This window comes from Streptomyces sp. SID12488 (genome assembly GCF_010548275.1).
Classification (GTDB): Bacteria; Actinomycetota; Actinomycetes; order Streptomycetales; family Streptomycetaceae; genus Streptomyces.
In genome coordinates, this window is record NZ_JAAGLT010000001.1 from 162603 (window position 1) to 189057 (window position 26455).

23 protein-coding genes and 1 pseudogene are annotated in these 26455 nt (G+C 69.4%); 5 read left to right on the top strand and 19 right to left on the bottom strand.

Annotated features, from left to right (window positions below):
• Positions 1 to 313: 313 nt before the first annotated feature.
• From G3I56_RS00760 to leuA, 8 genes and pseudogenes are all read right to left on the bottom strand, one after another.
• Entirely contained in the window at positions 314 to 1024 is a 711-nt protein-coding gene (locus tag G3I56_RS00760; RefSeq protein ID WP_343239825.1) for a class I SAM-dependent methyltransferase, read from the bottom strand.
• A pseudogene (locus G3I56_RS00765) lies at positions 1021 to 1164 on the bottom strand (IS256 family transposase); the annotation flags it as partial. The pseudogene G3I56_RS00765 and the gene G3I56_RS00760, both read right to left, overlap by 4 nt.
• 254 nt (positions 1165 to 1418) lie before the next feature.
• Positions 1419 to 2633, bottom strand: a complete 1215-nt coding sequence (locus tag G3I56_RS00770) for a sialidase family protein (RefSeq protein ID WP_164406470.1) — start codon at positions 2631 to 2633, stop codon at positions 1419 to 1421.
• A 215-nt stretch (positions 2634 to 2848) separates the two neighbouring features.
• On the bottom strand, positions 2849 to 3517 hold the full coding sequence (locus G3I56_RS00775) for a response regulator transcription factor (RefSeq protein WP_164406472.1): 669 nt from the start codon (positions 3515 to 3517) through the stop codon (positions 2849 to 2851).
• Entirely contained in the window at positions 3514 to 4740 is a 1227-nt protein-coding gene (locus G3I56_RS00780; RefSeq protein WP_239134624.1) for a sensor histidine kinase, read from the bottom strand. The genes G3I56_RS00775 and G3I56_RS00780 overlap by 4 nt, the downstream gene beginning before the upstream one ends.
• A 119-nt stretch (positions 4741 to 4859) precedes the next feature.
• The gene (locus tag G3I56_RS00785) at positions 4860 to 6965 is read right to left on the bottom strand and encodes an MMPL family transporter (protein WP_203688898.1); all 2106 of its coding nucleotides are present in this window, start codon (positions 6963 to 6965) and stop codon (positions 4860 to 4862) included.
• Positions 6966 to 7186: 221 nt separating this feature from the next.
• Entirely contained in the window at positions 7187 to 7894 is a 708-nt protein-coding gene (locus tag G3I56_RS00790) for a TerB family tellurite resistance protein (protein WP_164406477.1), read from the bottom strand.
• A gap of 220 nt (positions 7895 to 8114) precedes the next feature.
• The gene (gene leuA / locus G3I56_RS00795) at positions 8115 to 9845 is read right to left on the bottom strand and encodes a 2-isopropylmalate synthase (protein ID WP_164406478.1); all 1731 of its coding nucleotides are present in this window, start codon (positions 9843 to 9845) and stop codon (positions 8115 to 8117) included.
• A gap of 394 nt (positions 9846 to 10239) precedes the next feature.
• On the opposite strand from leuA, the gene G3I56_RS00805 reads away from it, so the two are divergent.
• The 4 genes from G3I56_RS00805 to G3I56_RS00820 all read left to right on the top strand — a co-directional run bounded on the left by G3I56_RS00805 (position 10240) and on the right by G3I56_RS00820 (position 14381).
• Positions 10240 to 11322, top strand: coding sequence for a M4 family metallopeptidase (locus G3I56_RS00805; protein ID WP_164406479.1), 1083 nt, complete (start codon positions 10240 to 10242; stop codon positions 11320 to 11322).
• A 113-nt stretch (positions 11323 to 11435) separates the two neighbouring features.
• Entirely contained in the window at positions 11436 to 11702 is a 267-nt protein-coding gene (locus G3I56_RS00810; protein ID WP_164406480.1) for a protealysin inhibitor emfourin, read from the top strand.
• A 79-nt stretch (positions 11703 to 11781) separates the two neighbouring features.
• The gene (locus tag G3I56_RS00815; protein WP_203688901.1) at positions 11782 to 13122 is read left to right on the top strand and encodes a GH1 family beta-glucosidase; all 1341 of its coding nucleotides are present in this window, start codon (positions 11782 to 11784) and stop codon (positions 13120 to 13122) included.
• A gap of 2 nt (positions 13123 to 13124) precedes the next feature.
• Entirely contained in the window at positions 13125 to 14381 is a 1257-nt protein-coding gene (locus G3I56_RS00820; RefSeq protein ID WP_164406482.1) for an MFS transporter, read from the top strand.
• A gap of 489 nt (positions 14382 to 14870) precedes the next feature.
• On the opposite strand, the gene era is transcribed toward G3I56_RS00820, so the two are convergent.
• Both era and G3I56_RS00830 read right to left on the bottom strand, forming a co-directional pair.
• A complete protein-coding gene (era, locus tag G3I56_RS00825) occupies positions 14871 to 15854 on the bottom strand; it encodes a GTPase Era (RefSeq protein ID WP_203688902.1) in 984 nt (327 codons plus the stop codon).
• A gap of 238 nt (positions 15855 to 16092) precedes the next feature.
• Positions 16093 to 17298 carry an RNA-guided endonuclease TnpB family protein gene (locus G3I56_RS00830; RefSeq protein WP_164406484.1) on the bottom strand — a complete coding sequence of 402 codons (1206 nt, stop codon included), beginning with the start codon at positions 17296 to 17298 and terminating at the stop codon, positions 16093 to 16095.
• A gap of 148 nt (positions 17299 to 17446) precedes the next feature.
• Here G3I56_RS00830 and G3I56_RS00835 point away from each other — a divergent pair, with 148 nt between their 5' ends.
• Positions 17447 to 17785: a P-II family nitrogen regulator gene (locus G3I56_RS00835; protein ID WP_164406486.1), complete on the top strand. Its 339-nt coding sequence runs from the start codon at positions 17447 to 17449 to the stop codon at positions 17783 to 17785.
• On the opposite strand, the gene G3I56_RS00840 is transcribed toward G3I56_RS00835, so the two are convergent.
• The 9 genes from G3I56_RS00840 to G3I56_RS00880 all read right to left on the bottom strand — a co-directional run bounded on the left by G3I56_RS00840 (position 17679) and on the right by G3I56_RS00880 (position 26437).
• The gene (locus tag G3I56_RS00840) at positions 17679 to 18722 is read right to left on the bottom strand and encodes a DUF916 domain-containing protein (protein ID WP_164406488.1); all 1044 of its coding nucleotides are present in this window, start codon (positions 18720 to 18722) and stop codon (positions 17679 to 17681) included. The two genes, G3I56_RS00835 and G3I56_RS00840, sit on opposite strands and share 107 nt — an antisense overlap.
• A 162-nt stretch (positions 18723 to 18884) precedes the next feature.
• Positions 18885 to 20216, bottom strand: coding sequence for a beta-xylosidase (locus G3I56_RS00845; RefSeq protein WP_164407194.1), 1332 nt, complete (start codon positions 20214 to 20216; stop codon positions 18885 to 18887).
• A gap of 242 nt (positions 20217 to 20458) precedes the next feature.
• The gene (locus G3I56_RS00850; protein ID WP_164406490.1) at positions 20459 to 20953 is read right to left on the bottom strand and encodes a hypothetical protein; all 495 of its coding nucleotides are present in this window, start codon (positions 20951 to 20953) and stop codon (positions 20459 to 20461) included.
• A gap of 250 nt (positions 20954 to 21203) precedes the next feature.
• Entirely contained in the window at positions 21204 to 21563 is a 360-nt protein-coding gene (locus G3I56_RS00855; RefSeq protein ID WP_164406492.1) for a cytidine deaminase, read from the bottom strand.
• Positions 21564 to 21830: 267 nt separating this feature from the next.
• A complete protein-coding gene (locus G3I56_RS00860) occupies positions 21831 to 22190 on the bottom strand; it encodes an MmcQ/YjbR family DNA-binding protein (protein ID WP_164406494.1) in 360 nt (119 codons plus the stop codon).
• Positions 22187 to 23509: a hemolysin family protein gene (locus tag G3I56_RS00865; protein ID WP_164406496.1), complete on the bottom strand. Its 1323-nt coding sequence runs from the start codon at positions 23507 to 23509 to the stop codon at positions 22187 to 22189. The genes G3I56_RS00860 and G3I56_RS00865 overlap by 4 nt, the downstream gene beginning before the upstream one ends.
• A complete protein-coding gene (gene ybeY, locus G3I56_RS00870; RefSeq protein WP_164406498.1) occupies positions 23506 to 24006 on the bottom strand; it encodes an rRNA maturation RNase YbeY in 501 nt (166 codons plus the stop codon). The genes G3I56_RS00865 and ybeY overlap by 4 nt, the downstream gene beginning before the upstream one ends.
• Positions 24007 to 24019: 13 nt before the next feature.
• On the bottom strand, positions 24020 to 25078 hold the full coding sequence (locus G3I56_RS00875) for a PhoH family protein (RefSeq protein WP_164406500.1): 1059 nt from the start codon (positions 25076 to 25078) through the stop codon (positions 24020 to 24022).
• 231 nt (positions 25079 to 25309) lie between these two features.
• The gene (locus G3I56_RS00880; protein ID WP_164407195.1) at positions 25310 to 26437 is read right to left on the bottom strand and encodes a PfkB family carbohydrate kinase; all 1128 of its coding nucleotides are present in this window, start codon (positions 26435 to 26437) and stop codon (positions 25310 to 25312) included.
• Between the last annotated feature and the right edge of the window lie 18 nt (positions 26438 to 26455).

Genomic DNA, 26455 nt, shown 5'->3' on the forward strand with positions numbered 1-26455 from the left:
AGGCGACCGCCCAGGGCTGTGACACTTTCTCTCCGCCGACAATCGCCTGTGCAGGCGGTCCTGAAGCGCAGGCAAGAAGTGCCAAGAAGGTAGCTACAAACGCACGTTTGATTCTCATGCCGGTCCCCTCGTAGAGTCACGTCCGTTAGACGTGACTCATTAACGACTGCTCGGTGATTTGAGATCATCGGGCCATTACCTGGGGATGAGTACCCTGTGATCGATTTTTAGCACGACCGAGTGAATGGCTGTCGCGGCGTCGACGGGGAGTAATTGTCAATACCTGTGGGTGCGTTGTCCGCCGGTCGCAGGGTCAGCGGGCAGGAGTCTGGTGACGCGGGGCCGGCTTGCGGGCCAGGATCTGAAGGCCCGCCGATGTGTTGCCGTTCATGGTGGTCACTGTGGCTCGTCGGGTGTCGATGGTCTCGAATCCGGCGAGCAGCGAGGTGAACCTGCCGCTCGGGTGGTGGCGGCACACTGCGCCGTCGCCGGTCTCGAACACGCCGTAGGTGCCGTAGTGCTCGGCGAACCTCGCGTAGCGGTCGCGGTTGCGCTGGTCGTTTTGGAGCAGCAGGTCGCTGAGGTAGAGCAGTGCGCCCGGCTTGAGCACGCGGTGCAGTTCGTCGATCAGCAGCCGTTGTGTGTCGTCGCTTGGGATGCAGGTCAGCACCGCGAAGAGCACGACCACGTCGATGCTCGCGTCCGGGCAGGCCAGTGTCGGTGGTGTGTCCAGCACCGCGAAGCGCATCGTGGGATGCAGGATGCGGGCCCGGGTGATCATCCCCGGTGAGGTGTCGACGCCGGAGAGGTTGTCAAAGCCCTGCTGTTCCAGGGCGTCCAGGGTTCGGCCGTAGCCGCAGCCGTAGTCGAGGATCGCGGCGCTTCGTTCGACGTCGTCGAGCCACGGTGTGTGCAGCGGGTGCGTGAATCGCTTCGTCGTCGCGGCGGCATCCCAGTAAGCGGTCTGGCTGTCGAGGTCGGACACGGCGGATGCCTCCATCGGCGTTTCGGGGTAGATGGTCACACTGCCGCCGTCGCGGGGCGTTCGACGAGATGGCCGCGTTCGAAGCGGGCTCCGGCGCGGACGAGGGCCACGAAGTGGGGCGCGTTGACCGCCCGCCAGCGCGCCTGGGCGGACTCGACGAGCTTGAAGACCACGGCAAGCGCGACGGCCGGGCGCCCTCGCGGACGATCTCGTCAATCAGGGAGCCGTGTGGTGTCGTTCCGTCTTCGTTGACTACCGTGAGCACGGGCGTGCCTTCCCCGCGACGGGGAGCACACGGCGGATGTGCAGTTGACGCTCTCCCTTGCCGAGATAAGCGCCTGCACTCGGCATTGCACCGCGCGGTCCTCCACGGTCACGGTCACCCCCTATCCACACTGCCCGGCGCCCAGGGACTGCCTGAACGGCATCGCCCTCAACCAAGTCCCACTACCCCCACCCGCCGAAACTCGATCGACTCGTACGTCCCCGCAGTCCCCGTCTCGTACAACACCCCCACCACCGCCCGATCCACCCGCACCAGGTCCGAGTAGGCCGCCCTCCGACTCGACAACGTCAACACCTTCTCGAACGTCTCTCCCCCGTCCCCGCTCCGCCAGACGGCCATCGACCGTCGCGCCGTGGGCTCGGAGGGACCCGAGAACAGCAACGCCTCCGACTCGCCCCGCAGTTGGAGCACGCTGCCCTGCACGATCGGGACGTCGTTCAGGGTCGGCTGGACGGTGTACGGGCGGTCCAGGGACTCCGCGCCGTCGCTCGAGTAGGAGTCGAGCCGGTTTCCGGGCATCAGGCCGTTCTGGTCCCGGGACGAGAAGTACAGGCGTCCGTCCTGGAGTTGGGCGGCGGTCGTCTCGTTGGCGTTCTCGATGCCGTCGTACGAGTCGTCCACGAAGCCCAGGTGCCAAGTGCGGCCGGCGTTGTCGCTGTAGATCGCGTGGCCGCCGTAGTACTTGGACTCCTGGCCGGTGTCGGGGGAACCTGTCGGCGGAGCCGCCGAGTGGTTGGCGGGGATCACGATCCGGCCCGTGTGGGGGCCCTTCGAGAGGTACACGGCGTGGCCCGGACCCGTCGCGTACCAGCGCCAGTTCGGGAGCTTCGTCCGGGCTGTGATGTCGCGCGGAGGTGTGAAGCGGCGGCCGTCGTTCGTGGCGGAACTGGTCTGGACGAAGACTCGGCGGCTCTGCTGCGGCGTCGCCTCGCCCCGCATGATCTGGGCCTCGGTCACCGCGCCGGAGTTGTACGACGTCACCAGCACGATGCGGCCCGTCCTGCCGTCCACCACCGGTGCCGGGTTGCCTCGTGTGTCACCGCGTCCGGCCGCGACCACCGACAGCGGGCCCCAGGTGCAGCCGCCGTCCGTGGAGCGGCGCAGGACCACGTCGATGTTGCCGCTGTCCCCGGCGCCGTTGTGTCTGCCCTCGGCGAAGGCCAGGAGGGTGCCCTTGCGGGTCGTGACGGTGGCGGGGATGCGGTAGGTGTCGTAGCCGCCCTTGCCCGCGACGTACGGAACGGACGAGGTGCAGGAGGCGCGGGTAGCTGCCTGAGACGTGGTCGCAGTCGTGAGGCCGGTGAGAGCCATCAGGGCCGCGCCGGTGGTCGCGGCGAGCAGGGTACGGCTCAGGGGCGTCATCGCTCTCCCTTGCGGAGTGGAGTGGGGGGACGAGGGGGCTACAGGGGGTGGCAGGGGATGACAGGAGGTGACAGTAACTCCGCTGATGGTTCGTCACCATGCATGGCGCGTACGGAACATACGTGCCCGCATGCCCACCCCACCCCTTTGCGCCACTCGCCCTCGGCTCCCCACCCCGCCCCCTTTGCGCCACTCGCCCCCGGCCCCTCGACGGCTCACCCCGCCCCCGGCGTCACCAACCCCGACTCGTACGCCACGATCACCAGTTGTGCCCGGTCCCGCGCGCCCAGCTTGCCCATGATCCGGCTGACGTGGGTCTTCGCGGTCAGTGGGCTCAGGCCCAGGGTGTCCGCGATCTCCGTGTTGTTGAGGCCCCGCGCAACCAGCCTCAGCACCCCGCGTTCCCGTTCCGACAGGTGTTCGGGGCCGCCCGTCGTCGGCGGCGCCTCGGCGTTGCGCAGCAGGCGGGCGATCAGACGGGCCGTGGGGCCCGGTGAGAGCAGGGCCTCGCCTGCCGCGACGGTGCGGATCGCGTCCAGGAGTTCCGCGGGCCGCGTGTCCTTGACCAGGAAGCCCGACGCGCCCGCGCGCAGCGCCTCCACCACGTGCTCGTCCGTGTCGTACGTCGTCAGGACCAGCACTTTCACGCCCGCCAGATCCTCGTCGGCGGCGATCAGCCGGGTCGCCTCGATGCCGTCGAGGTCGGGCATCCGCAGGTCCATGACGACCAGGTCGGCGCGGGCGCTGCGGGCCAGTTCGACGGCTTGGCGGCCCGTACCCGCCTGCCCGACCACCTCCATGCCCGGCGCCGACTCGACGAGCATCGCGAACGCCGCCCGTACGAGCGTCTGGTCGTCGGCCAGCAGTACGCGAATGGCTGTCATCCGGCCTCCTCCGCCTTCCGGTTCAGCGGCAGCGGCAGTACCGCGCTCACCGTGAATCCCCCGTTGTGCCCCGGTCCGGCGTCCAGTGTGCCGCCCACGCTGCGCGCCCGCTCCCGCATCCCCACCAGCCCGAAACCGCAGTCCGCGGGCGGGTCCCCGGCCTCCCCCACCCCGTCGTCCGTCACCTCGACGCGCAACGCGCCCTCACCCCCGTACAGCAGCACCCGTACCGTCAGATCCTCCCGTCCCCCGTGCCGTACGGCGTTCGTGAGCGCCTCCTGGACGATCCGGTAGGCCGCCGCGCCCACGGCCGGGGGCACCTCGTGCGCCCGTACCTCCAGTTCGACCTCGGCGCCCGCCGCCCGCGCGGTTTCCGCGAGGTCGGGCAGGCCGGCGATGCCGGGGAGCGGGCCCCGTCCCTCGGCGCCGCCCTGGCCCTCGCGCAGCACCTCCAGCGTCGTACGCAGCTCACCGCGTGCCGTTCGGCAGGTCTCGGCGATGTCGTCCAGGGCCTTGGCCACCGCCGTCCGGTCCAGGCGGTCCGGATCGGCGGCCAGGACGTGTGCGGCCACGGCGGTCTGGACGCCGACGAGTGTGATCGTGTGGGCCAGCAGGTCGTGCAGGTCGCGGGCGACGCGCAGGCGTTCCTCGGCGACGCGGCGGCGGGCCTCCTCCTCGCGGGTGCGTTCGGCCCGTTCGGCGCGCTCGACGATGGCCGAGACGTACTGGCGGTAGACACGGACGTCGATGCCGCAGAAGAGCACCGCGACGATCCAGCCGGAGGTCCCCAGCAGTTCGGCGGCCTGGTGCCTGCTCACCGTGAGCATCACGCTCAGGGCGATGCCGACGACCACGGCGCCGGTCACGATCGTGCGCAGCGGGCGGCCGGTGACGGCGACCGTGTACAGCGCGATGTACGAGGCCGCGGTCGGCGCGTTGTGGTTGTAGTCGAGCGCGTGGTACGGCACGGCTATCGCCACCACTGCCACGAGCACCAGCATCGGACGGCGCCGCCGCCACACGATCGGCACGCATGCGGCGAGCAGCAGCAGCCAGCCGAGCGCGTCCGGAGGGCCGCCCTCGTCGAGTACGTCCGGTCGGCTGCCTCCCTCGTCGGTGAACAGGGCGAGGAGCGTGGCGATCAGCGCGGCGGTCAGCGCCAGCAGCACGTCGTTGCGGAGGACGTGCGGGGCACTGCGGGGGTCGCGGGTGATCGCGGCCATGATCCGCTCGCCCCATCCAACAGGAGCCGTTCTTGCGGTGGTTGGCTGCACAGGGTCATCCTCCGTCAACGAGCGCCCCGCCGTCAGGGAGGGGCGCCCGCTCGTTCGTACGACGTAGGTCATACGGGTTCCGGCTGCCGTTCCGGTCGTACGGCGTCCGGGTCGGGCTTGCGGGACAGCGCGCCCGGCCACCACACCCGCCGGCCCAGTGCCACGCTCGCGCTCGTCACCAGGTACGTCCGGACGAGGAAGGTGTCCAGGAGCACGCCGACCGCGATCACGAAGCCCAGTTCGACGAGTTGGACGAGGCCCATGTTCGTCAGCACCGCGAAGGTCGCGGCGAGGACCAGACCGGCGGAGGCGATGACCCCGCCCGTCGTGCGCAGCGCGGTGAGAGCGGCCGCCGCCGGTTCCGCGCCCCGCAGGGACTCCTCACGCATCCGGTGCATGAGGAAGATGCCGTAGTCGACGCCGAGGGCGACCAGGAACACGAAGGACAGCAGGCCGAGTCCTGGGTCGGTGCCGTCGAAGCCGAACAGCGGGCCGAACACCAGTCCGCCGATGCCGAGCGAGGCTCCCCACACCGCGACGACGGCGACCACCAGCATCAGCGGTGCGACGAGCGAGCGCAGCAGCACGATCAGGATCAGCAGCACGGACAGCAGCACGATGGGTACGACGACCCACACGTCCCGCGCGTTGGTGTCGACCAGGTCGATCTGCTGGGCGCTCGGTCCGCCGACGTACGAACCCTTCAGGTCCTCCCGCAGCCTCTCGATGGTCGTGGTCTCGCCGGCCGACTGGGGCGCGTCCTTCGCGAAGACGGTGATCTCGGTCCAGCCGTCGCCGGTACGTTCCTTCCGCGCGTCGCTGATCCCGTCGGCGCCCCGGATCGTCGCGAGGGTCCGGTCGGCCTGCCCGGCCGGGGTGATGACGCTGATGGGCTGGCTGCCCCGGCCGGGATAGGCCTTGGCCAGGGACTCCATCGCGACGACCGAGTCCGGCTTGTCGACGAAGGCGTCCTCCTCCTTGCCCGGTCCGGGCAGGTTCAGTACCCCCAGAGCGAGCGCCCCGAGTAGGACCGCGCCGCTCGCCAGGACCACCAGTGGCCGGCGTCCGGCGGAGCTGCCCATCGCGGCGAACAGCGACAGCCGGCGCGTCTTGGGCGTGCTGCCGTATGCGGGCACGAGCGGCCAGAACACCCGGCGGCCCAGCAGCACCAGGATCGCGGGAAGCAGGGTGAGCATCGCGACCAGTGCGCACAGCACGCCCACCGCGCCCAACGGGCCCATGCTGCGGCTGGAGTTGAGGTCGGCGGCGAGCAGACACAGCAGCCCGGCGGCGACCGTGCCGGAGGAGGCGAGTACGGCGGGTCCGCAGCCGCGCAGGGCGGCCGCCATGGCGTCGTACGGCCGCTCGAAGCGCCGCAGTTCCTCGCGGTAGCGGGAGACGAGGAGGAGGGCGTAGTCCGTGCCGGCGCCGAAGACCAGGATCGTCATGATGCCCGAGCTCTGGCCCGAAATCGTCGTTCCGAAGGCCTGATTGAGGCCGTAGGCGACGCCCATCGACAGGAAGTCGGCGATACCGGCAACGACGAGCGGGACCAGCCACAGGACCGGGCTGCGGTAGATGAGGATCAGGAGCAGGGCGACCACGGCGACCGTGGTGTAGAGCAGCGGTCCGCCGAGCGAGTCGTAGACCTCGCCGGCATCGGTGGCCAGCGCCCCCGGCCCGCCGACCTCGACGCCCAACCCGCCCTCGCTGTGGGCGACTTCGCGCACGTCTTGGACGAGGGCGTCCCGTTTCTTCTCGTCGGTGCCGGGCTCGTTGCTGGTCACCGGGTACATGAGCGTGGTGCCGTCGGCGGACGGTACGCCCTGTGGGGTGGCCGTCAGGACGTGCTCGCCGGCGATCCGGCCGACCTGTTCGGCGGCCGTGGCTTTGTCGGCCGCGGTGAGTCCGCCGTCGCGGTGGTAGACGAGGACCAGTTGTGTGGTCTCGCCGCCGGGCAACCGGTCCTGGATCCGGGCGACTTGGGTCGAGTCGGCGTTCGCGGGCAGATAGTCGGTGATCCGGTCGTGCTGCACCTCGGAGAGCTTGGCCGCGAACGGCCCCACGATCGCGAGCACCCCGATCCACAGCCCGAGCACGAGCCAGGGCACGGCCCGCCTGCGTCGCGCGCCCTTCAGTGTCTTTTCGGCCCCTATGGACCCTTTGGCCCCCATGTCGAGGCCCTCCCCTCGTCCGGACATCTGGATGGATGACGCTCACCAGAATTCCGTCGCACGGGGGTGGATTCGTCGCGCGGGAGGGCGAGTTCGGCAGTACTACCCGGGGTGACCCTCAGGCCGTATTACTCCCCGGGGAGTACGCGACGCGGAACCGGAAGGCCCGAGAGCGGCCCGGGAGGAGCCCCGGAGAGACCTGGAGAGGCGCCTGGAGAGACCTAGGACGGCGTGCGCGCCGCCGCGGCCAGCAGCCGTGTCACGTCGTCCCCGCAGATCGTCAGCGCCGCGCCGACCGTCGCGAGGACGTCGCGTTCCGCCGGTGCGTACGGGCCGTCGGCCAGGGCGATGCGGGCGCCCTGGAGGAGAATCGATTCGCGGCCGGGGGCGGCCAGGTGCGGGGCCAGGGGGTCCAGGGCCTCATGGAGCTCTATGGCGAGACCGGGGCCGCACGGTGGGCCGAAGAGGCGGCCCGTGTCGGCGGCCAGGGCGTCCACCAGGGCCGCGAGCTGGTCCTCCGTACAGTCGTCGAAGCCCGCCGCGCGAACGCCCGTCACCGCCGTCTCCAGGGCGAGCCGGGCCTGGGTACCGCCGGCGGCGAGGACCGCGAGGGCGACCGTGTGGACCGCGTCGCGGAGCATCGCGGAGAAGCGGGTCGTGGTGGGGTGGTCGAGGACGTCCGTGCCGAAGTGGCTCTGACAGGCCGCGCATTCGACGACCGGGCCGGTCTCACCGCCCGGCAGAATCGGTACGCCGAGAAAGGTGAAGCGGCGACGGCCCGTCAGGCGCTGGTAGTTGCGGTCTCCGCCGCAACCGGGGCAGAAGAACTCGCCGTCCCCGACACCGGCCCAGACCGTACGCGAGCCCAGGACGCGTGCCGTCCGGCCTCCGCGCACGACTCGGCCGTCTCGTCGCTGTCCTGGGAGCACGTCGCACCTCCGGTAACTACCCCCAACTGCCTGCAGGGCGCGGGAGGTACCCCCACCGGCAACACCGCCGCGCTGGCGTGATGTTAGCCACTTTGTTGATGTGTAGTCAGTACCCAGGACCAGACCTGCCCATGACCGACCCTTGGTTTGGCCGGTAAACGACGGCCGCCCCGCCCGCCACGAAGGGCGGACGGGGCGGGAAACCAACCGGTCGGGTGAGTCAGCGACCCGCGCGGTTGACGGCGGAGACGACCGCCTTCAGTGAGGCGCGGGTCGTGTTGGCGTCGATGCCGATGCCCCACAGGACCTTGTCGCCGATGGCGACCTCGATGTAGGAGGCGGCCTGCGCGGAGGCGCCCTCGCTCATCGTGTGCTCGGTGTAGTCCAGGAGACGGGCATCGATGTCCAGCCCCTGCAGGGCCTGGAAGAACGCCGAGATCGGGCCGTTGCCCGTGCCCACCAGAGTGCGCTCGACGCCGTCGACCTCGGCCTCGACGGTGAGGGTGTCCACGCCGTCCTTGTCGGTGGTCGACTGGCCGGCGCTGACCTGGATCCGGCCCCAGGGGTTGTCGGGGTTCGGCAGGTACTCGTCCCGGAAGATCGTCCAGATGTCCTTCGGCGTGACCTCGCCGCCCTCGGCGTCCGTCTTGGCCTGGATCAGCTTCGAGAACTCGATCTGCATCCGGCGCGGCAGGTCCAGCTTGTGGTCGTTCTTCAGGACGTACGCGATACCGCCCTTGCCCGACTGGGAGTTGACCCGGATGACGGCCTCGTAGGACCGGCCGACGTCCTTCGGGTCGATCGGCAGGTACGGGACGGCCCACTCGATGTCGTCGACGGTGACGCCCTTCGCGGCGGCGTCGGCCTCCATGGCGTCGAAGCCCTTCTTGATGGCGTCCTGGTGGGAGCCGGAGAAGGACGTGTAGACCAGGTCGCCCACGTACGGGTGGCGCGGGTGGACCTCCATCTGGTTGCAGTACTCCCACGTACGACGGATCTCGTCGATGTTTGAGAAGTCGATCTGCGGGTCGACGCCCTGCGAGAACAGGTTCATGCCCAGGGTGACCAGGTCGACGTTGCCGGTGCGCTCGCCCTGGCCGAACAGACAGCCCTCGACACGGTCGGCGCCGGCCATCAGCGCCAGTTCGGCGGCGGCGACGGCCGTACCGCGGTCGTTGTGCGGGTGGATCGACAGGACGACGTGCTCGCGGCGGGTCAGGTTGCGGCCCATCCACTCGAAGCGGTCCGCGTGCGTCGACGGGGTCGAACGTTCCACCGTGGCAGGCAGGTTGAGGATGATCTCGCGGCCCGGGCCGGGCTGCCAGACGTCCATGACCGCCTCGCAGACCTCCAGCGCGAAGTCCAGCTCGGTGTCCGTGAAGATCTCCGGGCTGTACTGGTAGCCGAACTCCGTCTCGGGGCCCAGCAGCTTCTCGGCGTACTCCACGACCAGCCGCGTGCCGTCGACGGCGATCTGCTTGATCTGCTCCTTGGAGCCGCGGAAGACCACCCGGCGGAAGACAGGGGCTGTCGCGTTGTACAGGTGGACCGTGGCGCGCTTGGCGCCCTTCAGGGACTCGACGGTCCGCTCGATCAGGTCCTCACGGGCCTGGGTCAGTACGGAGATGGTGACGTCGTCCGGGATCGCGCCCGGCTCCTCGACGATCGACCGTACGAAGTCGAAGTCTGTCTGCCCGGAGGCCGGGAAGCCGACCTCGATCTCCTTGTAGCCCATCTTCACCAGCAGGTCGAACATCGCACGCTTGCGGGCCGGCGACATGGGGTCGATCAGGGACTGGTTACCGTCACGCAGATCGGTGGAGAGCCAGCGGGGGGCGACGGTGATCCGGTTTCCGGGCCAGGTGCGGTCGGGGATGTCGACCTGCTCGTACCGGCCGTACTTGTGGATCGGCATGGAACTGGGCTGCTGACGATTGGCGCTGTGGGCCATGATGCGTGGGCTCCTCGTGGTGTCCTGAAGGACGGCCGACGGCGCAACGCCAGACTCCGCGGGGAGGGGGTCGGCCTCTACTTACAGGCCCTCGCCGCGGCAGCTAAGGAGGAGCAGCCCGATACGCATGATGCTCCGCACTGTAGCCGAGCCGCGCCGGACGCGCGGACCTGTATCACTATGCGGGACCTTCAGTATGCGGGAGCGAGGGGACAAAAGGCGTAAAAAGTGCCCCATCCCACTCGGTCGCGGATCGACCACCAGCCGGTCACCACTCGCCGCTAACTCAGCGCATACCACTCCGTCACCGAACGGTGGGCTCCTTGTCCGGGTATTTCACCAATCATGGTTGCGGGTAGTGACAGCCGCATGACGCGGTGCAAGGGTGCCGGGCATGACGACAAACGGGGGCTCTGAGCCCGTCTTCTGCACGATCGTCCCACCACACATCCTCAACACACTCGCCCGTCACGAGGACCCGGCCGTCTCCGGCCCCGCACTGCGCACGCTGCTGCTCGACTCCCAGAAACGGACCGAGCGCCGCCTCACCGCCGAGTTCGGCCTGGCCGCCGTCCCGGCCGTGAAAGCACCATCCGACCAGCCGCTGCGCACCATCTACGACGCCGAGCACCGCACCACGCTGCCCGGCACAAAGGTGCGCGCCGAGGGCTCCGAGCCCGGCCAGGACGCCACCGTCAACCGTGCCTACGCCGGCCTCGGCGCCACCTTCGACCTCTACCTCAAGGCCTACCAGCGCCACTCGATCGACGGCGAAGGCCTGCCCCTCGACGCGACCGTCCACTACGACGAGAACTACAACAACGCCTTCTGGGACGGCAACCAGATGGTGTTCGGCGACGGCGACGGCGAGATCTTCGTCGACTTCACCAGCTCCATCGACGTCATCGGCCACGAACTGACCCACGGCGTGACCCAGCACACCGCGAACCTCACGTACTACGGCCAGCCCGGCGCCCTCAACGAGTCGATGTCGGACGTCTTCGGCTCGCTCATCAAGCAGTACTCGCTCGGCCAGACCGCCGCCGAAGCCGACTGGCTGATCGGCGCGGGCCTGCTCGCCCCGAGCGTCACCGGCACGGCCCTGCGCTCCATGAAGGAACCGGGCAGCGCGTACGACGACGACGTGCTCGGCAAGGACCCGCAGCCCGCGACCATGGACGGCTATGTCCGCACCGGCCGCGACAACGGCGGCGTCCACATCAACAGCGGCATCCCCAACCACGCCTTCTACATCGTCGCCACCACACTCGGCGGCAATGCGTGGGAGCGGGCCGGGCAGATCTGGTACGACGTGCTGACCGGCGGCGATCTGAAGAAGGACGCGTTCTTCGACGACTTCGCCCAGCTGACCGTCGCGACCGCGAACGAGCGCTACGGCGACGGCGAGGAACTCCAGTCCGTACTGAAGGCATGGGAGCGGGTCGGAGTGCCCATCACGCCCCGGCCACGCCTGTAGCCGTACGGGCCCGCCCGCACCGGCCGCACTCGTCATCAGACACCGGCATCAGACACCGGCGTCAGGGCACTCGTCACTCGTACTGGAACCGTTCTCGTACTAGACAGGGACCCATGCTTATTCAGGTGCGACGTACGGGCGGATTCGCGGGCATCGAGCGGTGCGCCGAGGTGGACACCTCGGGGCGGCCCGACGCCGCCGAGTGGCACGCCCTGGCCGATCAGGCGATCGCGTCCGGCGGGGGCACCCCGCCGGACGGCGTGCCGGACGGTTTCAGCTACGAGATCACGGTGGACGGCAAGACGGTGTACTGCGCCGATCCCCGGCTCACGGAAGAGCAGCGGAAGCTGATCTCAAGGGTGTTGAAAGAGGGGGCATAACGGGTGTCGCGGGTGTCGACGGGCAGGGTGTGATCGCATCGTCACCCTGGCCCGTTGACACCCGTTACCCCCGGTACCGATGATCCGGCGCATGGCGATCAACCCGATACCCCAGTTCCCGGCCGGCTTCCTGTGGGGTGTGTCCACCTCGGCGCACCAGATCGAGGGCGCGGCGGACCAGCGCGAACAGTCCGTGTGGGACACCTTCACGGCCGAGCCCGGACGTGTGAAGGACGGCTCGACGGCGGCGGTGGCCTGCGACCACTTCCACCGCTACCCCGAGGACGTGGCCCTGCTGGCCGGCCTCGGCGTGGACGCGTACCGCTTCTCCGTCTCCTGGCCCCGTGTGAACTCCCCCGGCGGCCTCGACTTCTACGACCGACTGGTGGACGAGCTGTGCGCGGCGGGCGTACGCCCCGTCCCGACCCTCTTCCACTGGGACCTGCCGGTGAGCCTCCAGGAGAAGGGTGGCTGGCTGGAGCGGGACACGGCGTCCAGGTTCGCCGAGTACGTGTCCGTCGTCGCCGAGCGGCTCGGCGACCGGGTGAACAAGTGGATCACACTCAACGAGCCCGCCGAACACACCCTGTTCGGGCACGCGTTGGGCGCGCACGCACCGGGCAAGCAGCTGATGTTCGACGCGCTTCCGGCCGCCCACCACCAACTCCTGGGCCACGGCCTGGCCGTACGGGCACTGCGCGCCGCCGGCGCCACGGACATCGGGATCGCCAACTCGCACGGACCGACCTGGCCGGCGTCGCAGGAGCAGGCGGACCTGGAGGCGGCCGGGTTCTACGACCTCCTCCTCAACCGGCTGTTCGCCGACCCGATCCTCCTGGGCGAATACCCGGACGGTCTGGGCGAGTTGATGCCGGGCGACGTGGCGGCCGACCTGAAGGTGATCGGCGAGCCGCTCGACTTCTACGGCGTCAACTACTACGCCCCGACGAAGGTGGGCGCGCCGCAGGGCGCCGACATCGAGTTCGGCGGCCTGACGATCCCGGCCGAACTCCCCTTCTCCGTCCAGGAGATCGAGGACGTCCCGGTGACGGACTTCGGCTGGCCCGTCGTACCCGAGGGCCTCACCGAGCTGCTCACCACCTTCCAGGACCGCTACGGGGACCGGCTGCCGCCCGTCGTCATCACCGAGAACGGCTGCTCGTACGAGGGGCTCGACGACCAGGACCGCATCGCCTACCTGGACGGTCATGTCCGGGCGCTGCACCGGGCGTTGGAGGCGGGCGTGGATGTGCGCGGCTACTTCGTGTGGTCGCTGCTGGACAACTTCGAATGGGCGGAGGGGTATGCGCGCCGGTTCGGCCTGGTCCACGTGGACCTCGCGGACCCCACCACTCTGACCCGGACGCCCAAGGCCTCGTACGGCTGGTTCAGGGACCTCCTCCAGGCGCAGAGAGACTGAGGATGACCGACATGTCCCGCTCGGCGAGTGCGCTCGCCGAGCCGGTGGAACGGGTCGGGCGAGGGTGGACGGCCTCGCTCTCGCTCGCCAACGGGGCGATCTGGGTGGGCTGGTTCGGGCCGCTGCAGATCCTTCTCGCCTCCCAGGCCGAGGACTTCGCGCCCGGCACCGGGATGTCCAAGGAGACCCTGCTGGCCTGGGTGGCGGGCGCGGGCGCCCTGGTGTCGCTCGCGGCGAACCCGTTCTTCGGCGCGCTGTCGGACCGTACGACATCGCGGTGGGGGCGCCGTACGCCGTGGATCGTGGCCGGCGCGGCGGGCGGCGCATTGTCGTTGCTGCTGCTGGCGGGGGCGAGTGGGCTGTGGACGATGGTGGCGGGGTGGTGCCTGGTCCAGCTGACCCTGAACGCGGCCTACGCCGCCATCACCGCCGCCGTCCCCGACCGTGTCCCCAAGCTTCAACGGGGTTCTGTGGGCGGCTGGTTGGGCGTCGCGCAGATCCTCGGTGTGGTCGGCGGGACGGGTCTGGCGACGGCGCTGGGCGGGGTGGGCGCGGGCTATGCGGCGTGCGCGGCTTTCACGCTGCTGGGCGTGCTGCCGTACGTCCTGCGGCACAAGGATCTGCGGCTGGCGGTCGAGGATCTGCCGGTGTGGTCCTGGCGGACCTTCCTGACCGGTTTCTGGCTGAGCCCGCGCCGCTATCCGGACCTGGGCTGGGCATGGCTGACCCGTTTCCTGATCAACCTGAGCAACGCGCTGACGCTGCTGTACCTCCTGTACTACCTGCGCGACCGCCTCGACTACTCCGACCCCGAGCAGGGCGTCCTGATCCTGACGGCGGTGTACAGCGTGATGCTGATGGCCACCGTCGTCGTCAGCGGGGCCTGGTCGGACCGGGTGTGCCGCCGCAAGCCGTTCGTGCTCTGGTCGGGCGTGCTCATGGCGGTGGCGACGGCGATGCTGGCCGCCTGGCAGACCTGGCCGGGGGCGATCGTCGCGTCGGCGGTCCTCGGTATCGGCTTCGGCGTCTTCACGTCTGTCGACTTCGCCCTGATGACGGACGTCCTCCCCACGGCGCTGGACCGCGGCAAGGACTTGGGCGTCATCAACGTGGCCAACGCCCTGCCCCAGGTGATGGCACCGGCCCTCGCGGCGCCGATCGTGACGTATCTGGGCGGATACCGGGTGCTGTATCTGGTGTCCGCGGTGATCGGGCTGGCGGGGGCGGTGCTGGTGGGGCGGATTCGGGGCGTGGACTGATGCGGGCGGATTGACGCGGGTGGGGCTACCAGTCGGGTCACTCCCGCGTCGAGGTAGTGACCGGCGACGCTCCGCAGGTTCCGCAGGTTCCGCAGGTTCCGCAGGTTCCGCAGGTTCCGCAGGTTCCGCAGGTTCCGCAGGTTCCGCAGCAGCATGCCGAAGTTGAACCGGTCGCCGGGAGGCGTGGGCCACGATTTGTCAGCCAGTCGAGGTCGGGCACGGCATGGGAGACACCCGCGTCAGCGAGAAGGCCGCCCACCGCCTCGGCAACGGTTGTCCTGCCCACGCCGACGGTGCCGTTGATCAGGAGAGTGCGCGCGCTCCGAGGACCGGCTGCGTGCATCCCGGCATCTACGTCGAGCAGCGCGGGCTCCCGGAGGCACACTTCAGGCACCCGCCAAACGGACCGGAAACGGGCGGGTGGGGGAGAGACGCGGCCTGTGCTGCGGCAGCGGCGCCCGTAGGACGCCGACCGAGACGAACCTGCCGTCAGAACCCCAGCTTCCGCAGCTGGCGAGGATCCCGCTGCCAGTCCTTCGCGACCTTCACATGCAGGTCCAGGAAGACCGGCGTACCCAGCAGCGCCTCGATCTGCTTGCGCGACTTGATGCCGACGTCCTTCAGGCGCTTGCCCTTCGGGCCGATGATGATGCCCTTCTGGCTGGGCCGCTCGATGTAGACGAACGCGTGGATGTCGAGGAGCGGCTTGTCGGCGGGGCGGTCCTCGCGGGGGATCATCTCCTCGACCACGACCGCGATCGAGTGGGGAAGCTCGTCGCGTACGCCCTCCAGCGCGGCCTCCCGGATCAGCTCCGCGATCATGACCTGTTCCGGCTCGTCCGTGAGGTCGCCCTCCGGGTAGAGCGGCGGGCCCTCGGGCAGCATCGGGACGAGCAGATCGGCCAGCAGGCCCACCTGCTGGTCGGCGACCGCCGAGACCGGCACGATCTCGGCCCACTCGAACCCGAGCTCACGGCCGAGCTGGTCGATCGCGATGAGCTGCTCGGCCAGCGCCCTGCCCTCGACCAGGTCGGTCTTCGTCACGATCGCGATCTTCGGCGTCTTCTTGATCGCCGCCAGTTCCTTCGCGATGAAACGGTCGCCGGGGCCGAGCTTCTCGTTCGCCGGGAGGCAGAAGCCGATGACGTCCACCTCGGCCCACGTCGTACGCACCACGTCGTTCAGGCGTTCGCCCAGCAGCGTGCGCGGCTTGTGCAGCCCCGGGGTGTCGACCAGGATCAGCTGCGCTTCCGGTCGGTGGACGATGCCCCGTACCGTGTGCCGCGTGGTCTGCGGCTGGTCCGCGGTGATCGCCACCTTCTGGCCGACCAGAGCGTTCGTGAGGGTGGACTTGCCCGCGTTGGGGCGGCCCACGAAGCAGGCGAAACCGGCGCGGTGCGCGGCCGATCCCTCCGACGGGACGGTCGGCTCGGTCGGCTCGGATGACGGGTTACGAACACTCATGGCGCCCATTGTCCCTGATCCATGGAGACCCATCGCACGCCGAGGCCCTCCACGGCCCTCCGACGGTCCTCGGCACACCGGCGCCGACCTTACGGAGGGACGCCGAAACGGCATACGATCACGGCATCCTGGGGCACGGATCCCCGGTCTCGTCCGCCGTCCACTCCTCCCACTCCTCCGCGCACAGACACACACAAAGGCCAAGAGCCAGTCTTGACATCCTCCCCCTCCTGAAGGAGGGGGATTCCTACGGCTCGCGCCGTGGGGTTTTCTGCTTCGTCGCCGACTGCCCGCCCGGAGTACTCCGTTGAGGTCTTACACCAGCTCCACAGACTGTCACCGAGAGCCCCTCGGCCAGAATGTTCTTCGCCGCGTTGACGTCCCGGTCGTGGGTCGTCCCGCAGTTGTCGCACCTCCAGGTACGGACGTTCAACGGCATCCTGCCCTGCAAGGTGCCGCAGTGGGAGCACAGCTTGGACGAGGGGAACCACCGGTCCACGGCGATCACCTCACGCCCGTACCAGCCTGCCTTGTACTCCAGCATGGACCGCATCTCGGTCCAGCTCGCGTCCGAGACGGCTCGGGCGAGCGAGTGGTTCTTGACCATGTTGCGTACGGTCAGGTCCTCGATCACGATCGTTTGGTTTTCACGAACGAGTCGGGTGGTCAGCTTGTGCAGGAAGTCCCGGCGCCGGTCGGAGATCCGGGCATGGACCTTGGCGGCCTTGCGCCGGGCCTTGGCCCGGTTGCTCCCGTCACCCTTGGCCTTACGAGAAAGGTCGCGCTGAGCCCTGGCGAGCCGGGCACGGTCCTTGCGCTCGAACTTCGGGTTGGTGACCTTCTCCCCGGTGGAGAGTGTCACCAGGCTGGTGACACCGGCGTCGATACCAACGCCCGTGTTGACCGGCGCGGGCATGGCCGGCCTGTCGTCGCACAGCATCGAGACGAACCAGCGTCCGGCCGCGTCCTGGGACACGGTCACGGTGGACGGTGCTACGCCCTCGGGGAGGGGCCGGGACCACACGATGTCCAGCGGATCGGCCATCTTCGCGAGAGTCAGCCTGCCGTCACGGAAACGGAAGCCGCTGGTGGTGTACTCGGCGGACTTCCGCGACTTCCTGCGGCTCTTGAACGTCGGGTACTTCGCCCGCCTGCCGAAAAAGTTGGTGAACGCCCCCTGCAAGTGCCGGAGCGTCTGCTGCAACGGGACCGACGACACCTCGGAGAGGTAGGCCAGCTCTCCGGTCTTCTTCCACTCGGTCAGCATCGCCGAGGTGGCGTTGTAGTTGACCCGCTCCTGACGCTGCGCCCACGCCTCACTACGGGCGGCCAGTGCCAGGTTGTAGACCTTCCGCACGCAGCCGAACGTGCGCGACAGCTCGGCTGCCTGCGCATCGGTCGGATGGAAGCGGTACTTGAACGCCCGCTTCACACGGTTCGCGGTCACGCTCACAAACTAATGCGACTACGGCTTAAGATCAAATCTGCGGGTCGGAGCACTTCGATCCGCCCTGGCGGCGAATCCCAGCCCGCTGCCCTGCTCCGCAGGAGCTGCGTTTCCTCCCCCGACTGAAGCCGGGGGTATCCACGAAGGAGATCCGATGAAGCTCATCACCGCGATCGTCAAGCCGTACCGCCTCGACGAGGTCAAGACCGCGCTCCAGGAGGTCGGCGTGCACGGTCTGACCGTGACCGAGGCCAGTGGGTACGGGCGTCAGCGCGGACACACCGAGGTGTACCGCGGCGCCGAGTACCAGGTCGACCTCGTCCCCAAGGTCCGTATCGAGGTCGTCGTCGACGACGCGGAAGCCGAGACCGCCATCGAGGCGATCGTCAAGGCCGCACGGACGGGGAAGATCGGGGACGGGAAGGTGTGGGCTCTTCCGGTGGAGACGGTGGTGCGGGTTCGGACGGGCGAGCGCGGTCCTGACGCGCTCTGAACCATCTGACCCCCAGTACGGACCCCACCGCGCCGAACACCACGACCACCACCGCCATGAGCCACGGCAGGGCGAAGAAGGACACGCTCGCCGACTCCCGGGTGTCCTTGGCGGACGCCGTCAACGTGACGTCTCCCCAGTCGAGTTGGGGTGCGTCGCTCCAGGGTTCGGTGAGCCGGACCCGTTGGCCGGGCAGCAGCTCGGAGGGGATCCTGGTGAGGTCGCGGGCGAGCAGCGTACGGCCGAACAGGCCCTGCGCCCGCACCTCCACCCGGGGGTCGAGGGTGACGTTCCCGGTGTTGTGGAGGGTGTAGGAGATCGTGGCGGTGCTGTCGCCGAGGCCGGGTACGAGGGGCTGGTGGTGGCTGATTCTGACCTTCTCGACGGCGATCGCGGAGACGGCCGGCCCGTTCACTCGCAGATAGACCCGCGCCCCGACCGCCCGCTGCACCCCGAGTGCCAGTGAGCCGTCGCCCGCGTCGATCCGTTCGTCGAGGGCGACCAACGCGCCCACGTGGTCGCCGGGTTCGGCCCGTTCGGGCACCCGGAGCGTGAAGGGAACGGTGACCGACTTGTGCGGGGGCACGGTGACCCGGGACTTCGCGGGCCGCGCCCAGGCGCCGACGCCGCGCTGTTTCTCCTTGAGGGTGCGTACCGCGAACCCGCCGTCGCGGACGGTGTTGTAGGCGTCGGCCGCGTACAGCCGGAAGGTGAGCGGCTTGCCGGTCTTGTTGGCGACGGTGACCTTGTCCTCGACCGTCGTGCCGGGATCGGCGGAGAGATAGAAGTACGGGCGCTGCGCCACGGCGGAGGCGAGGGGGAAGACCGACCAGCTGCCGTTGTCGGCGGCCCGGGCGGGGGCGGACGTCAGGAGTGACGTACCGAGCGCTGCCAGCAGGAACATGGGGAGCGCGAGAAGGACGTACGGCTTACGCATGGGTGCGGACCCCCACGGACGAGGTAGGTGGGCGGGCGGGTGCGCGCCCGGCCACCGGATGACCAACAGCTGTTCAGGTAATGGCTGTTCACGTGCAGGTTGTTCAGACGCAGGCTGTTCGGCTGAGCGTGTTCGGCTGAGCGTTGTCCGGATGGACGTCGCTCAGGTGAGGGTGAGGGTGAGAACGCCGGAGTAGGAACCCGGCGGGGTGAACGCCGGTACGTCCAGCGAGAGTCCGGCGTCGACGGTGAACTCACCACCGGTGACCGTGCCGTCGGGTGCGGAGGCCAGGGTGGCCCCCGTCCCGCCCACCACACCGGGGGAACCGGGCTGGCAGGTGCTGGGACTTCCGGCCTTGGTCGCGCAGGCCGGGGTCCAACTGAGCTTGCCGGCATCGATCTTGGCGCCGGGTCCGGTGAAGTCGGTGACCTTGCCTGTCAGGGACCAGCCCGCGGGTCCGCCGCGGAAGTCCTTGACGGTCACTGTCTGCAGCGAGCCCGTGGAAGGCCCGCCCTTGCCGAAGTCGACCGCCTTCAGCTGGACGGCGTCCCCGGCCTGAGTCATGGACAGGTCACCGGCCTTGACGGTGGTGGTGAGCTTCTGGCTGTTGTCGGGGATGGGCGTGTCGTCGATGACGACGTAGGCGGCCGGACCGGCACCCTTGGTGTCGCTCCACGAACTGCCCTCGTACGCCACGACTCCGGTCGTCGTCTTGTCGCTGACGGCGAGGGTGCCGCTGAAGGCGCCCTGGGAGTCGGCGGTCACGGTCGCGGTGTCGCCGGTCTGGGTGGCCCCGGACCGGCCGGCGAGTGTGACCGTGGCGCCGGGGGTGAAGTTGGCGCCGCTCACGGTGACGTTGGCCCCGGGTGCTCCGGAGGCCGAACCCAGCGTGATGGCACGGGTGTTGGTCTGGGTCCCGTCCGTTGCCGTGATCGTCTCGGAGACGGGCGCGGGCGGGGTGAGGACCGTGCACGGGGTGTCCAGCTCAAGGATGTAGCTGGTGTGGATGTTGTAGTCGCCGGGCGAGAGGGTGATCGCACCGGGCGCGGTGACCGTGAAGGTGCCGGTCATCTCGAAGGGCGGGAAGGCTCCCTTGCCGGGCACGGGGTCGTTCTTCTTGGGCCCCGCGACGGTGAAGTCGCCGCTCTGCGCTCCGCCCAGGGTGATCTTTCCGGTGGGCGTCATGATGTCGGCGGGCAGCGCGAGATCTGTGGGATTGCTGGCGGCAGGCTTGACCACCTTGTACTTCACGGTGACGGTGTCACCGACCTTGGGTGTGGTGTTGTCCACCGTGATCTGCGCGGTGGTGGTGCCGTCGATCGGCGGAAGGCCCGCGATCGGCGGTGGCACACAGTGCGTACCGAAGTCGACGGCGGCGGACGCCGCGGCGACTGCTCCGGCCGGGACGGCCAGCGCACCGCCCGCGGTGACCGCGAGTGCGGTCGCCCCGAGCAGTGCGGCCAGGCGTCGTCGTCTTCGACCGGTCGAACCCATGGATGCCGTGTTGGCCATGGTTGCCCCCTCTGAGGGATGCGGGCGCAGCGGCTCGTCTGCGCCGACAGGGGGCCATTGATGTGCAGGCCGTGTGAGATGTCAATGCAATCCGACCAAATAACGCGCGATCACAGCAAGTGAACTGACGATCCATCAGTTCACGGTGGCAAAGGCCGGCGCCGCCGTGGAGCGGGCGACGCCGGCCGTTTCGCCTGAGGTCGGTGCGGGGTGGCGGGCCGTCACTAGAAGACGAACGGTCCCGGTGACTGGTTTCCGGTCGGGGTACAGGTCACGGTGATGCCGAAGAGCACCATCTTGAGGGTGCCGCCACCCGCTTCGAGGCTGTCACCCGAGGCGACGGTGCCGGTCAGCGGGCCGACGGTGACCGTGGCACCGGTGGCCGTGGCCGGGTTCTTGGTCCCGGTGAAGGCCGTGGTACCGCCGGAGGCCTTCGCCAGGGTCAGCGTGGAGGCGATCGAGTCGGCGGCGAGAGGGAGTGGGGCGCTGATGTTCGAGCTGACGGTGATCGTGGCCGAGGTGCCGTCCTGTACGGCGGTGAGAGTTGTCGAACCACCGCCGAAGAAACCGCAGCTGTAGGTGATGGTCGCGGAGGTGGGGGTGACGGCCGTGGCGGCCGGCGCGAAGGCCAGACCGGCGACGGCGAGCGAGCCCGCCGCGAGTACCGCACCGATACCGAGCCGCCTGTGCGCGGGCCGGCGTACTGTCGTGCTTGTCATCGATCGGATTCCCTTCCCTGGTACGGGAATTGCCATGTGGGGAATTGCGATGTGGGGGGTACGGCGGCCGGGTGCGGTCAGCCGCGAGGCGGGTGCGGGGCGCCGCGCGGTGGAATCTGACGGTCCGTCGGAAGAGCGGGTTCCATTGAGGCGTGGGTTGCTCGCGATTGCAAGAGACGCTCTGCGAGTTCTTCCGGGGCGCCGCGAAAGTGGCCGAAGACCGACCCTCGTCCGGGCGCCCGGCATCACCTCACCCGGCGGACACCGTCACCCGCACCACACCGTCCGGCGCGGCCACGTGCACGGGGGTCGCGGGCCCACCCAGATCCCGTACGACCGCCAGGTCCGCGGCCGACACGCCCTCGGCACCAGTCACGACGGCCGCCGCCTCCAGCGACTTCGCCCCTGACGCCACCGCCATGGCCACCGCCGTCTGCAGCGCGCTCAGCTTCAGCGAGTCGAGGTCGACCGTGCCGGCGACATACGTACGTCCGGTCTCGTCCCGTACGGCTGCCCCCTCGGGGACGCCGTTGCGGGCCCGGGCGGAGCGGGCCAGGGTGACGATCTTGCGGTCCTCGGGATCGAGGTCGGGCGCGTTGCTGTCGGTCATGCCATGAGCATACTTACGCGGTTTGTCCCCTGCTGAGGCCACCTGAGGCTTCATGACACAAGGAAGTCACACAAGAACAGGTATCAGGTGCGGGCGATCAGGGCATGACCCAGGAACCGCGAGCCATGAGGAGGCGTTATGAACCGCCAGACCCGCATCCGCGTCATTCGTCGGCCCAGCGCTCCTTCGCCCCGCGACCTCCCCATCGACCGCAGGACGCCCTCGGGCCGCATCCTGCCGTACTAGGACCGAGCCGGTCATGGCCTGTCAGGGCCGGTCGAGCCGCAACCGCTCCGCGCGCGGCAGGCCGGCCACCACCAGGTCGTACGAGTCCTCGATCAGCTCCCGTACGAGCTGGTCGGGCAACTCCCCGTCCACCGTCACCGTGTTCCAGTGCCGTTTGTTCATGTGGTAACCGGGGATGATCAGCCCCGGCTGATCGGCACGCAGTCGGATCGCGTCCTCCGGGACGCACTTCAGGTTGACCCTCAGGGGCAGGTTGTCCGTCCAGGACAGGGCGAACATCTTGCCCAGCACCTTGAAGACCGAGATCTCCGGGCTGAACGGGAAGTCCTCCACAGCCGCGTTGAAGGACAGACAGAAGGCACGCAGTTCCTGCGGAGTCACCCGCCGCTCCCCTCTTTCTCCTTCTCGTCCTCCGGTGCCGCGGCGGTGTGGTCGATCGGCTCGACGAGCACCGTCACGATCTTGTTCCGGCGGCCGGCCGCGGTCTCCGCCGTGAGCCGCAGTTCGCGCCCGTCGGGCAGTTCGACGACGGCCGAGGCCCCGGCGATCGGTACGCGGCCCAGCGCCTTCGCCAGCAGCCCGCCCACCGTCTCGACGTCCTCGTCGTCGTACTCCTCAAGGCCGTACAGCTCGCCGAGGTCGGTGATGTCGAGGCGGGCGGTGACGCGGTGACGCTCGTCGCCCAGCTCCTCCACGGGCGGGAGTTCACGGTCGTACTCGTCGGTGATCTCGCCGACGATCTCCTCCAGGATGTCCTCGATGGTCACGATGCCGGCCGTGCCGCCGTACTCGTCGATGACGACAGCGACGTGGTTGCGGTCGCGCTGCATCTCGCGGAGCAGGTCACCGGCGTTCTTCGTGTCCGGTACGAAGGCGGCGGGCCGCATCGCGCTCGACACCAGCTCGCTCTCCGCGTCCCGGCTGATGTGCGTCTTGCGGACGAGGTCCTTCAGGTACACGATCCCGACGACGTCGTCCTCGCTCTCCCCGGTGACCGGAATGCGCGAGAACCCGGAGCGCAGCGCGAGGGTGAGCGCCTGCCGGATCGTCTTGTACCGCTCGATGACCACCAGGTCCGTACGCGGGACCATGACCTCGCGTACGAGGGTGTCGCCCAGCTCGAAGACGGAGTGCACCATGCGGCGCTCGTCGTCCTCGATCAGGGACTCCTTCTCGGCCAGGTCGACGAGCGCGCGCAGCTCCGCCTCGGAGGCGAACGGGCCGCGCCGGAAGCCCTTGCCGGGCGTGAGGGCATTGCCGATGAGGATGAGGAGGTAGGGGATCGGCCCCATGACACGGGCGAGCGGCAGCAGGACGTACGCGGCTGCCGTGGCCGTGTTGAGGGGGTGCTGACGCCCGATCGTGCGCGGCGAGACGCCGACGGCGACGTACGAGACGAGCACCATCACGCCGATGGCGACGGCGAGGGCCTGCCAGGTCCGGTCGAACTCCCGCAGGCAGGCATACGTGACGAGCGCGGCGGCGGCCATCTCGCAGACCACGCGCACCAGCAGAGCCACGTTGAGGTAGCGGGTCGGGTCGGCGGCGATCTGCGCGAGCTTGGCACTGCCGCGACGGCCACTGCGGACCGCCTCCTCGGCGCGGAAGCTGGAGACGCGCGCGAGGCCCGCCTCCGCGCAGGCGGCGAGCCAGGCGACGACGACCAGCGCTATGGCGCCGGTGACGAGTTGGGGGTTCATGAGGTGACCGTCGGAGCGGGCGACGGACCGGTCATCCCCCGCTCGCCGCGCCAGCCGTCGACGATGGCGGCCTGGAGGCCGAACATCTCGGCCTTCTCGTCCGGCTCCTCGTGGTCGTAACCGAGGAGGTGCAGCACGCCGTGGACGGTGAGGAGCTGGAGTTCCTCGTCCATGGAGTGCTGCGTCTCCGCCTCCTTGCCCTGCTTCTCGGCGACCTCGGGACAGAGCACGATGTCACCGAGAAGCCCCTGCGGCGGCTCGTCGTCGTCCTTCGACGGCGGGCGCAGCTCGTCCATCGGGAAGGACATGACGTCGGTCGGACCGGGCAGGTCCATCCACTGGATGTGCAACTGCTCCATGGCGTCGGCGTCCACGGCGATCACCGAGAGCTCGGAGAGCGGGTGGATGCGCATCCGCGCGAGCGCGTAGCGGGCGATGTCGAGGATCGCCTGCTCGTCGACCTCGGTTCCGGACTCGTTGTTGACGTCGATCGACATGGTGCTGGTTTGTCTACTTCCGCTTGTTACGGACGCCCTTGTGGGTGCCGTTCTCCGTACCGTTCTCGCTGTCGTACTTCTCGTACGCGTCGACGATACGGCCGACCAGCTTGTGCCGGACGACATCCTGGGAGGTGAGCCGCGAGAAGTGGACGTCGTCGAGGCCTTCGAGGATGTCCTGCACCTGCCGCAGACCCGACTTCGTCCCGGAGGGGAGGTCGACCTGCGTCACGTCACCCGTGACCACGATCTTCGACTCGAAGCCGAGGCGGGTGAGGAACATCTTCATCTGCTCGGCGGAGGTGTTCTGGGCCTCGTCCAGAATGATGAAAGCATCATTGAGGGTGCGACCCCGCATGTACGCCAGCGGCGCCACCTCGATCGTCCCCGCGGCCATCAGCTTCGGGATCGAGTCCGGGTCCAGCATGTCGTGCAGCGCGTCGTACAGCGGGCGCAGATACGGGTCGATCTTGTCGTAGAGCGTGCCGGGCAGGAAGCCCAGCCGCTCCCCCGCCTCCACCGCCGGGCGGGTCAGGATGATGCGGCTGACCTGCTTGGCCTGAAGCGCCTGCACGGCCTTCGCCATGGCGAGGTACGTCTTGCCGGTGCCCGCCGGGCCGATGCCGAAGACGATGGTGTGCTTGTCGATGGCGTCGACGTAGCGCTTCTGGTTGAGGGTCTTGGGGCGGATGGTGCGGCCCCGCGAGGACAGGATGTTCTGCGTGAGGACGTCGGCCGGGGTCTCCTGGCCGTCGCCCTCCCCGTTCCGGCTCGCTCTAAGCATGGCGATCGAGCGTTCCACTGCGTCCTCCGTCATCGGCTGTCCGGTGCGGAGCACCAGCATCATCTCGTCGAACAGCCGCTGGACGAGGGCGACATCGGCCGCTTCGCCAGTGGCGTTGACTTCATTGCCCCGGACATGGATGTCGACCGCCGGGAAGGCCTTTTCGATCACGCGCAGGAGGGAGTCGCCTGAACCCAGCAGGGACACCATGGGGTGGGCGGCCGGGACGGTGAACTGCGCTCGTGCCTGCCCCCGCGCAGGGGGCTGAGCTGTGGGTGTCTGAGTCATGGGCCGGCCGTTTAGGCCTGCACGACCTCCTCAATGAGGCTCGCTTACCACGTGGGTAGCCTTCCGATCCCAGCCTACGACGGTGCACTGACAACGCCGTAGGGCTTTTCGCTCACGGTCCGGTGTACACGGTCACGGTCCGGCGTCCGTGGCCATGTTCCTGGGTCCGGCGTCCGGCGTCCGACGTCCGACGTCCGACGTCCGACGTCCGGCAGGGTCAGGAGCCGGTGCTCACGCCGATCTGCCGAAGCCGATCGTCGGAACGGCCCGCCGCAGCGGCCAGGGGCGCGGCCTGGCGCTCCTGGGCACCAGGTCGGTCAGGAACGCGTACCGACGAAGCGCCGCCGGGTCCTGGTGCTCGTACGACTGGATCTCGCGCCACCAGGCCCCCACCTCTGACCAGCCGGGTGCGGAGAGGGAACCGCCGAAGTCCTGGACGGAGAGGGCGGCGGTGAGGCCGGCGAAGGCGAGGCGGTCGGCGAGCGGCCACTCGGCGAGGGTGCCGGTGACGAAGCCCGCGACGAAGACATCACCGGCGCCCGTCGGGTCGAGGGCCTCGACGGCGATGGCCGGCACCTCGGCCGTCTCCCCCGTCCGCCCGTCCACCGCGTACGCACCCTCCGCACCGAGGGTGACGACGGCGAGCGGCACGTGGTCGGTGAGGGCGCGGGCCGCTTTGCGGGGGCAATCGGTGCGGGTGTAGCGCATCGCCTCCTCGGCGTTGGGCAGGAACGCCTCGCAGTGCTCCAGGTCGGCGAGACCGGCGAGGTCCCAGCGGCCCGTGTCGTCCCAGCCGACGTCGCCGAAGATCCTGGCCCCCTTACGGGCGGCCTGGGCGATCCAGGGCGCGCGGACACCCGGGGTGAGGGAGGCGACGGCGGCCCGGGCGTGCGGCGGGCACTCCGGCGCCGGTTCCTCATGAGGCGGCTCGTGGCCGTGGGAGACCATCGTGCGCTCACCCTCGTACGCCATCGAGACGGTGACCGGGGAGTGCCAGCCGGGGACCGTGCGTGAGGTGGAGAGGTCGATGTGCTCGCCCTGTTCGAGGGCGTCCCAGCAGTACTCCCCGTAGTGGTCGTCGCCGAAGGCGGCGGCGAGGGAGGTCCGCAGGCCGAGCCGGGCGAGCGCGGTGGCCATGTTGGCGACCCCGCCGGGGCTGGACCCCATCCCGCGCGCCCAGGACTCGGTACCGCGCACGGGGGCGGAATCGAGCCCGGTGAAGATGATGTCGAGAAAGACGGTGCCCGTCAGGTAGACATCCCACGGCGGTTCGCCGGGCGTGCGCAGGGCGGCCAGGGGATCGACCTGGGCCTGACGGTAGGACGATCCCTCTCCGGTGGACGCGGTGGACGCGATCACGGTGCGCTCCCTGACGAT

What these genes read in the sequence shown, in the direction of transcription:
- G3I56_RS00770 (WP_164406470.1), bottom strand. Translation starts at nt 2,633, where the DNA reads ATGACGCCCCTGAGCCGTACCCTGCTCGCCGCGACCACCGGCGCGGCC.
- G3I56_RS00775 (WP_164406472.1), bottom strand. Translation starts at nt 3,517, where the DNA reads ATGACAGCCATTCGCGTACTGCTGGCCGACGACCAGACGCTCGTACGG.
- G3I56_RS00780 (WP_239134624.1), bottom strand. Translation starts at nt 4,740, where the DNA reads ATGGCCGCGATCACCCGCGACCCCCGCAGTGCCCCGCACGTCCTCCGC.
- G3I56_RS00785 (WP_203688898.1), bottom strand. Translation starts at nt 6,965, where the DNA reads ATGGGGGCCAAAGGGTCCATAGGGGCCGAAAAGACACTGAAGGGCGCG.
- leuA (WP_164406478.1), bottom strand. Translation starts at nt 9,845, where the DNA reads ATGGCCCACAGCGCCAATCGTCAGCAGCCCAGTTCCATGCCGATCCAC.
- G3I56_RS00805 (WP_164406479.1), top strand. Translation starts at nt 10,240, where the DNA reads ATGACGACAAACGGGGGCTCTGAGCCCGTCTTCTGCACGATCGTCCCA.
- G3I56_RS00810 (WP_164406480.1), top strand. Translation starts at nt 11,436, where the DNA reads ATGCTTATTCAGGTGCGACGTACGGGCGGATTCGCGGGCATCGAGCGG.
- G3I56_RS00815 (WP_203688901.1), top strand. Translation starts at nt 11,782, where the DNA reads ATGATCCGGCGCATGGCGATCAACCCGATACCCCAGTTCCCGGCCGGC.
- G3I56_RS00820 (WP_164406482.1), top strand. Translation starts at nt 13,125, where the DNA reads ATGACCGACATGTCCCGCTCGGCGAGTGCGCTCGCCGAGCCGGTGGAA.
- era (WP_203688902.1), bottom strand. Translation starts at nt 15,854, where the DNA reads ATGGGCGCCATGAGTGTTCGTAACCCGTCATCCGAGCCGACCGAGCCG.
- G3I56_RS00835 (WP_164406486.1), top strand. Translation starts at nt 17,447, where the DNA reads ATGAAGCTCATCACCGCGATCGTCAAGCCGTACCGCCTCGACGAGGTC.
- G3I56_RS00840 (WP_164406488.1), bottom strand. Translation starts at nt 18,722, where the DNA reads ATGCGTAAGCCGTACGTCCTTCTCGCGCTCCCCATGTTCCTGCTGGCA.
- G3I56_RS00845 (WP_164407194.1), bottom strand. Translation starts at nt 20,216, where the DNA reads ATGGGTTCGACCGGTCGAAGACGACGACGCCTGGCCGCACTGCTCGGG.
- G3I56_RS00850 (WP_164406490.1), bottom strand. Translation starts at nt 20,953, where the DNA reads ATGACAAGCACGACAGTACGCCGGCCCGCGCACAGGCGGCTCGGTATC.
- G3I56_RS00855 (WP_164406492.1), bottom strand. Translation starts at nt 21,563, where the DNA reads ATGACCGACAGCAACGCGCCCGACCTCGATCCCGAGGACCGCAAGATC.
- G3I56_RS00865 (WP_164406496.1), bottom strand. Translation starts at nt 23,509, where the DNA reads ATGAACCCCCAACTCGTCACCGGCGCCATAGCGCTGGTCGTCGTCGCC.
- ybeY (WP_164406498.1), bottom strand. Translation starts at nt 24,006, where the DNA reads ATGTCGATCGACGTCAACAACGAGTCCGGAACCGAGGTCGACGAGCAG.
- G3I56_RS00875 (WP_164406500.1), bottom strand. Translation starts at nt 25,078, where the DNA reads ATGACTCAGACACCCACAGCTCAGCCCCCTGCGCGGGGGCAGGCACGA.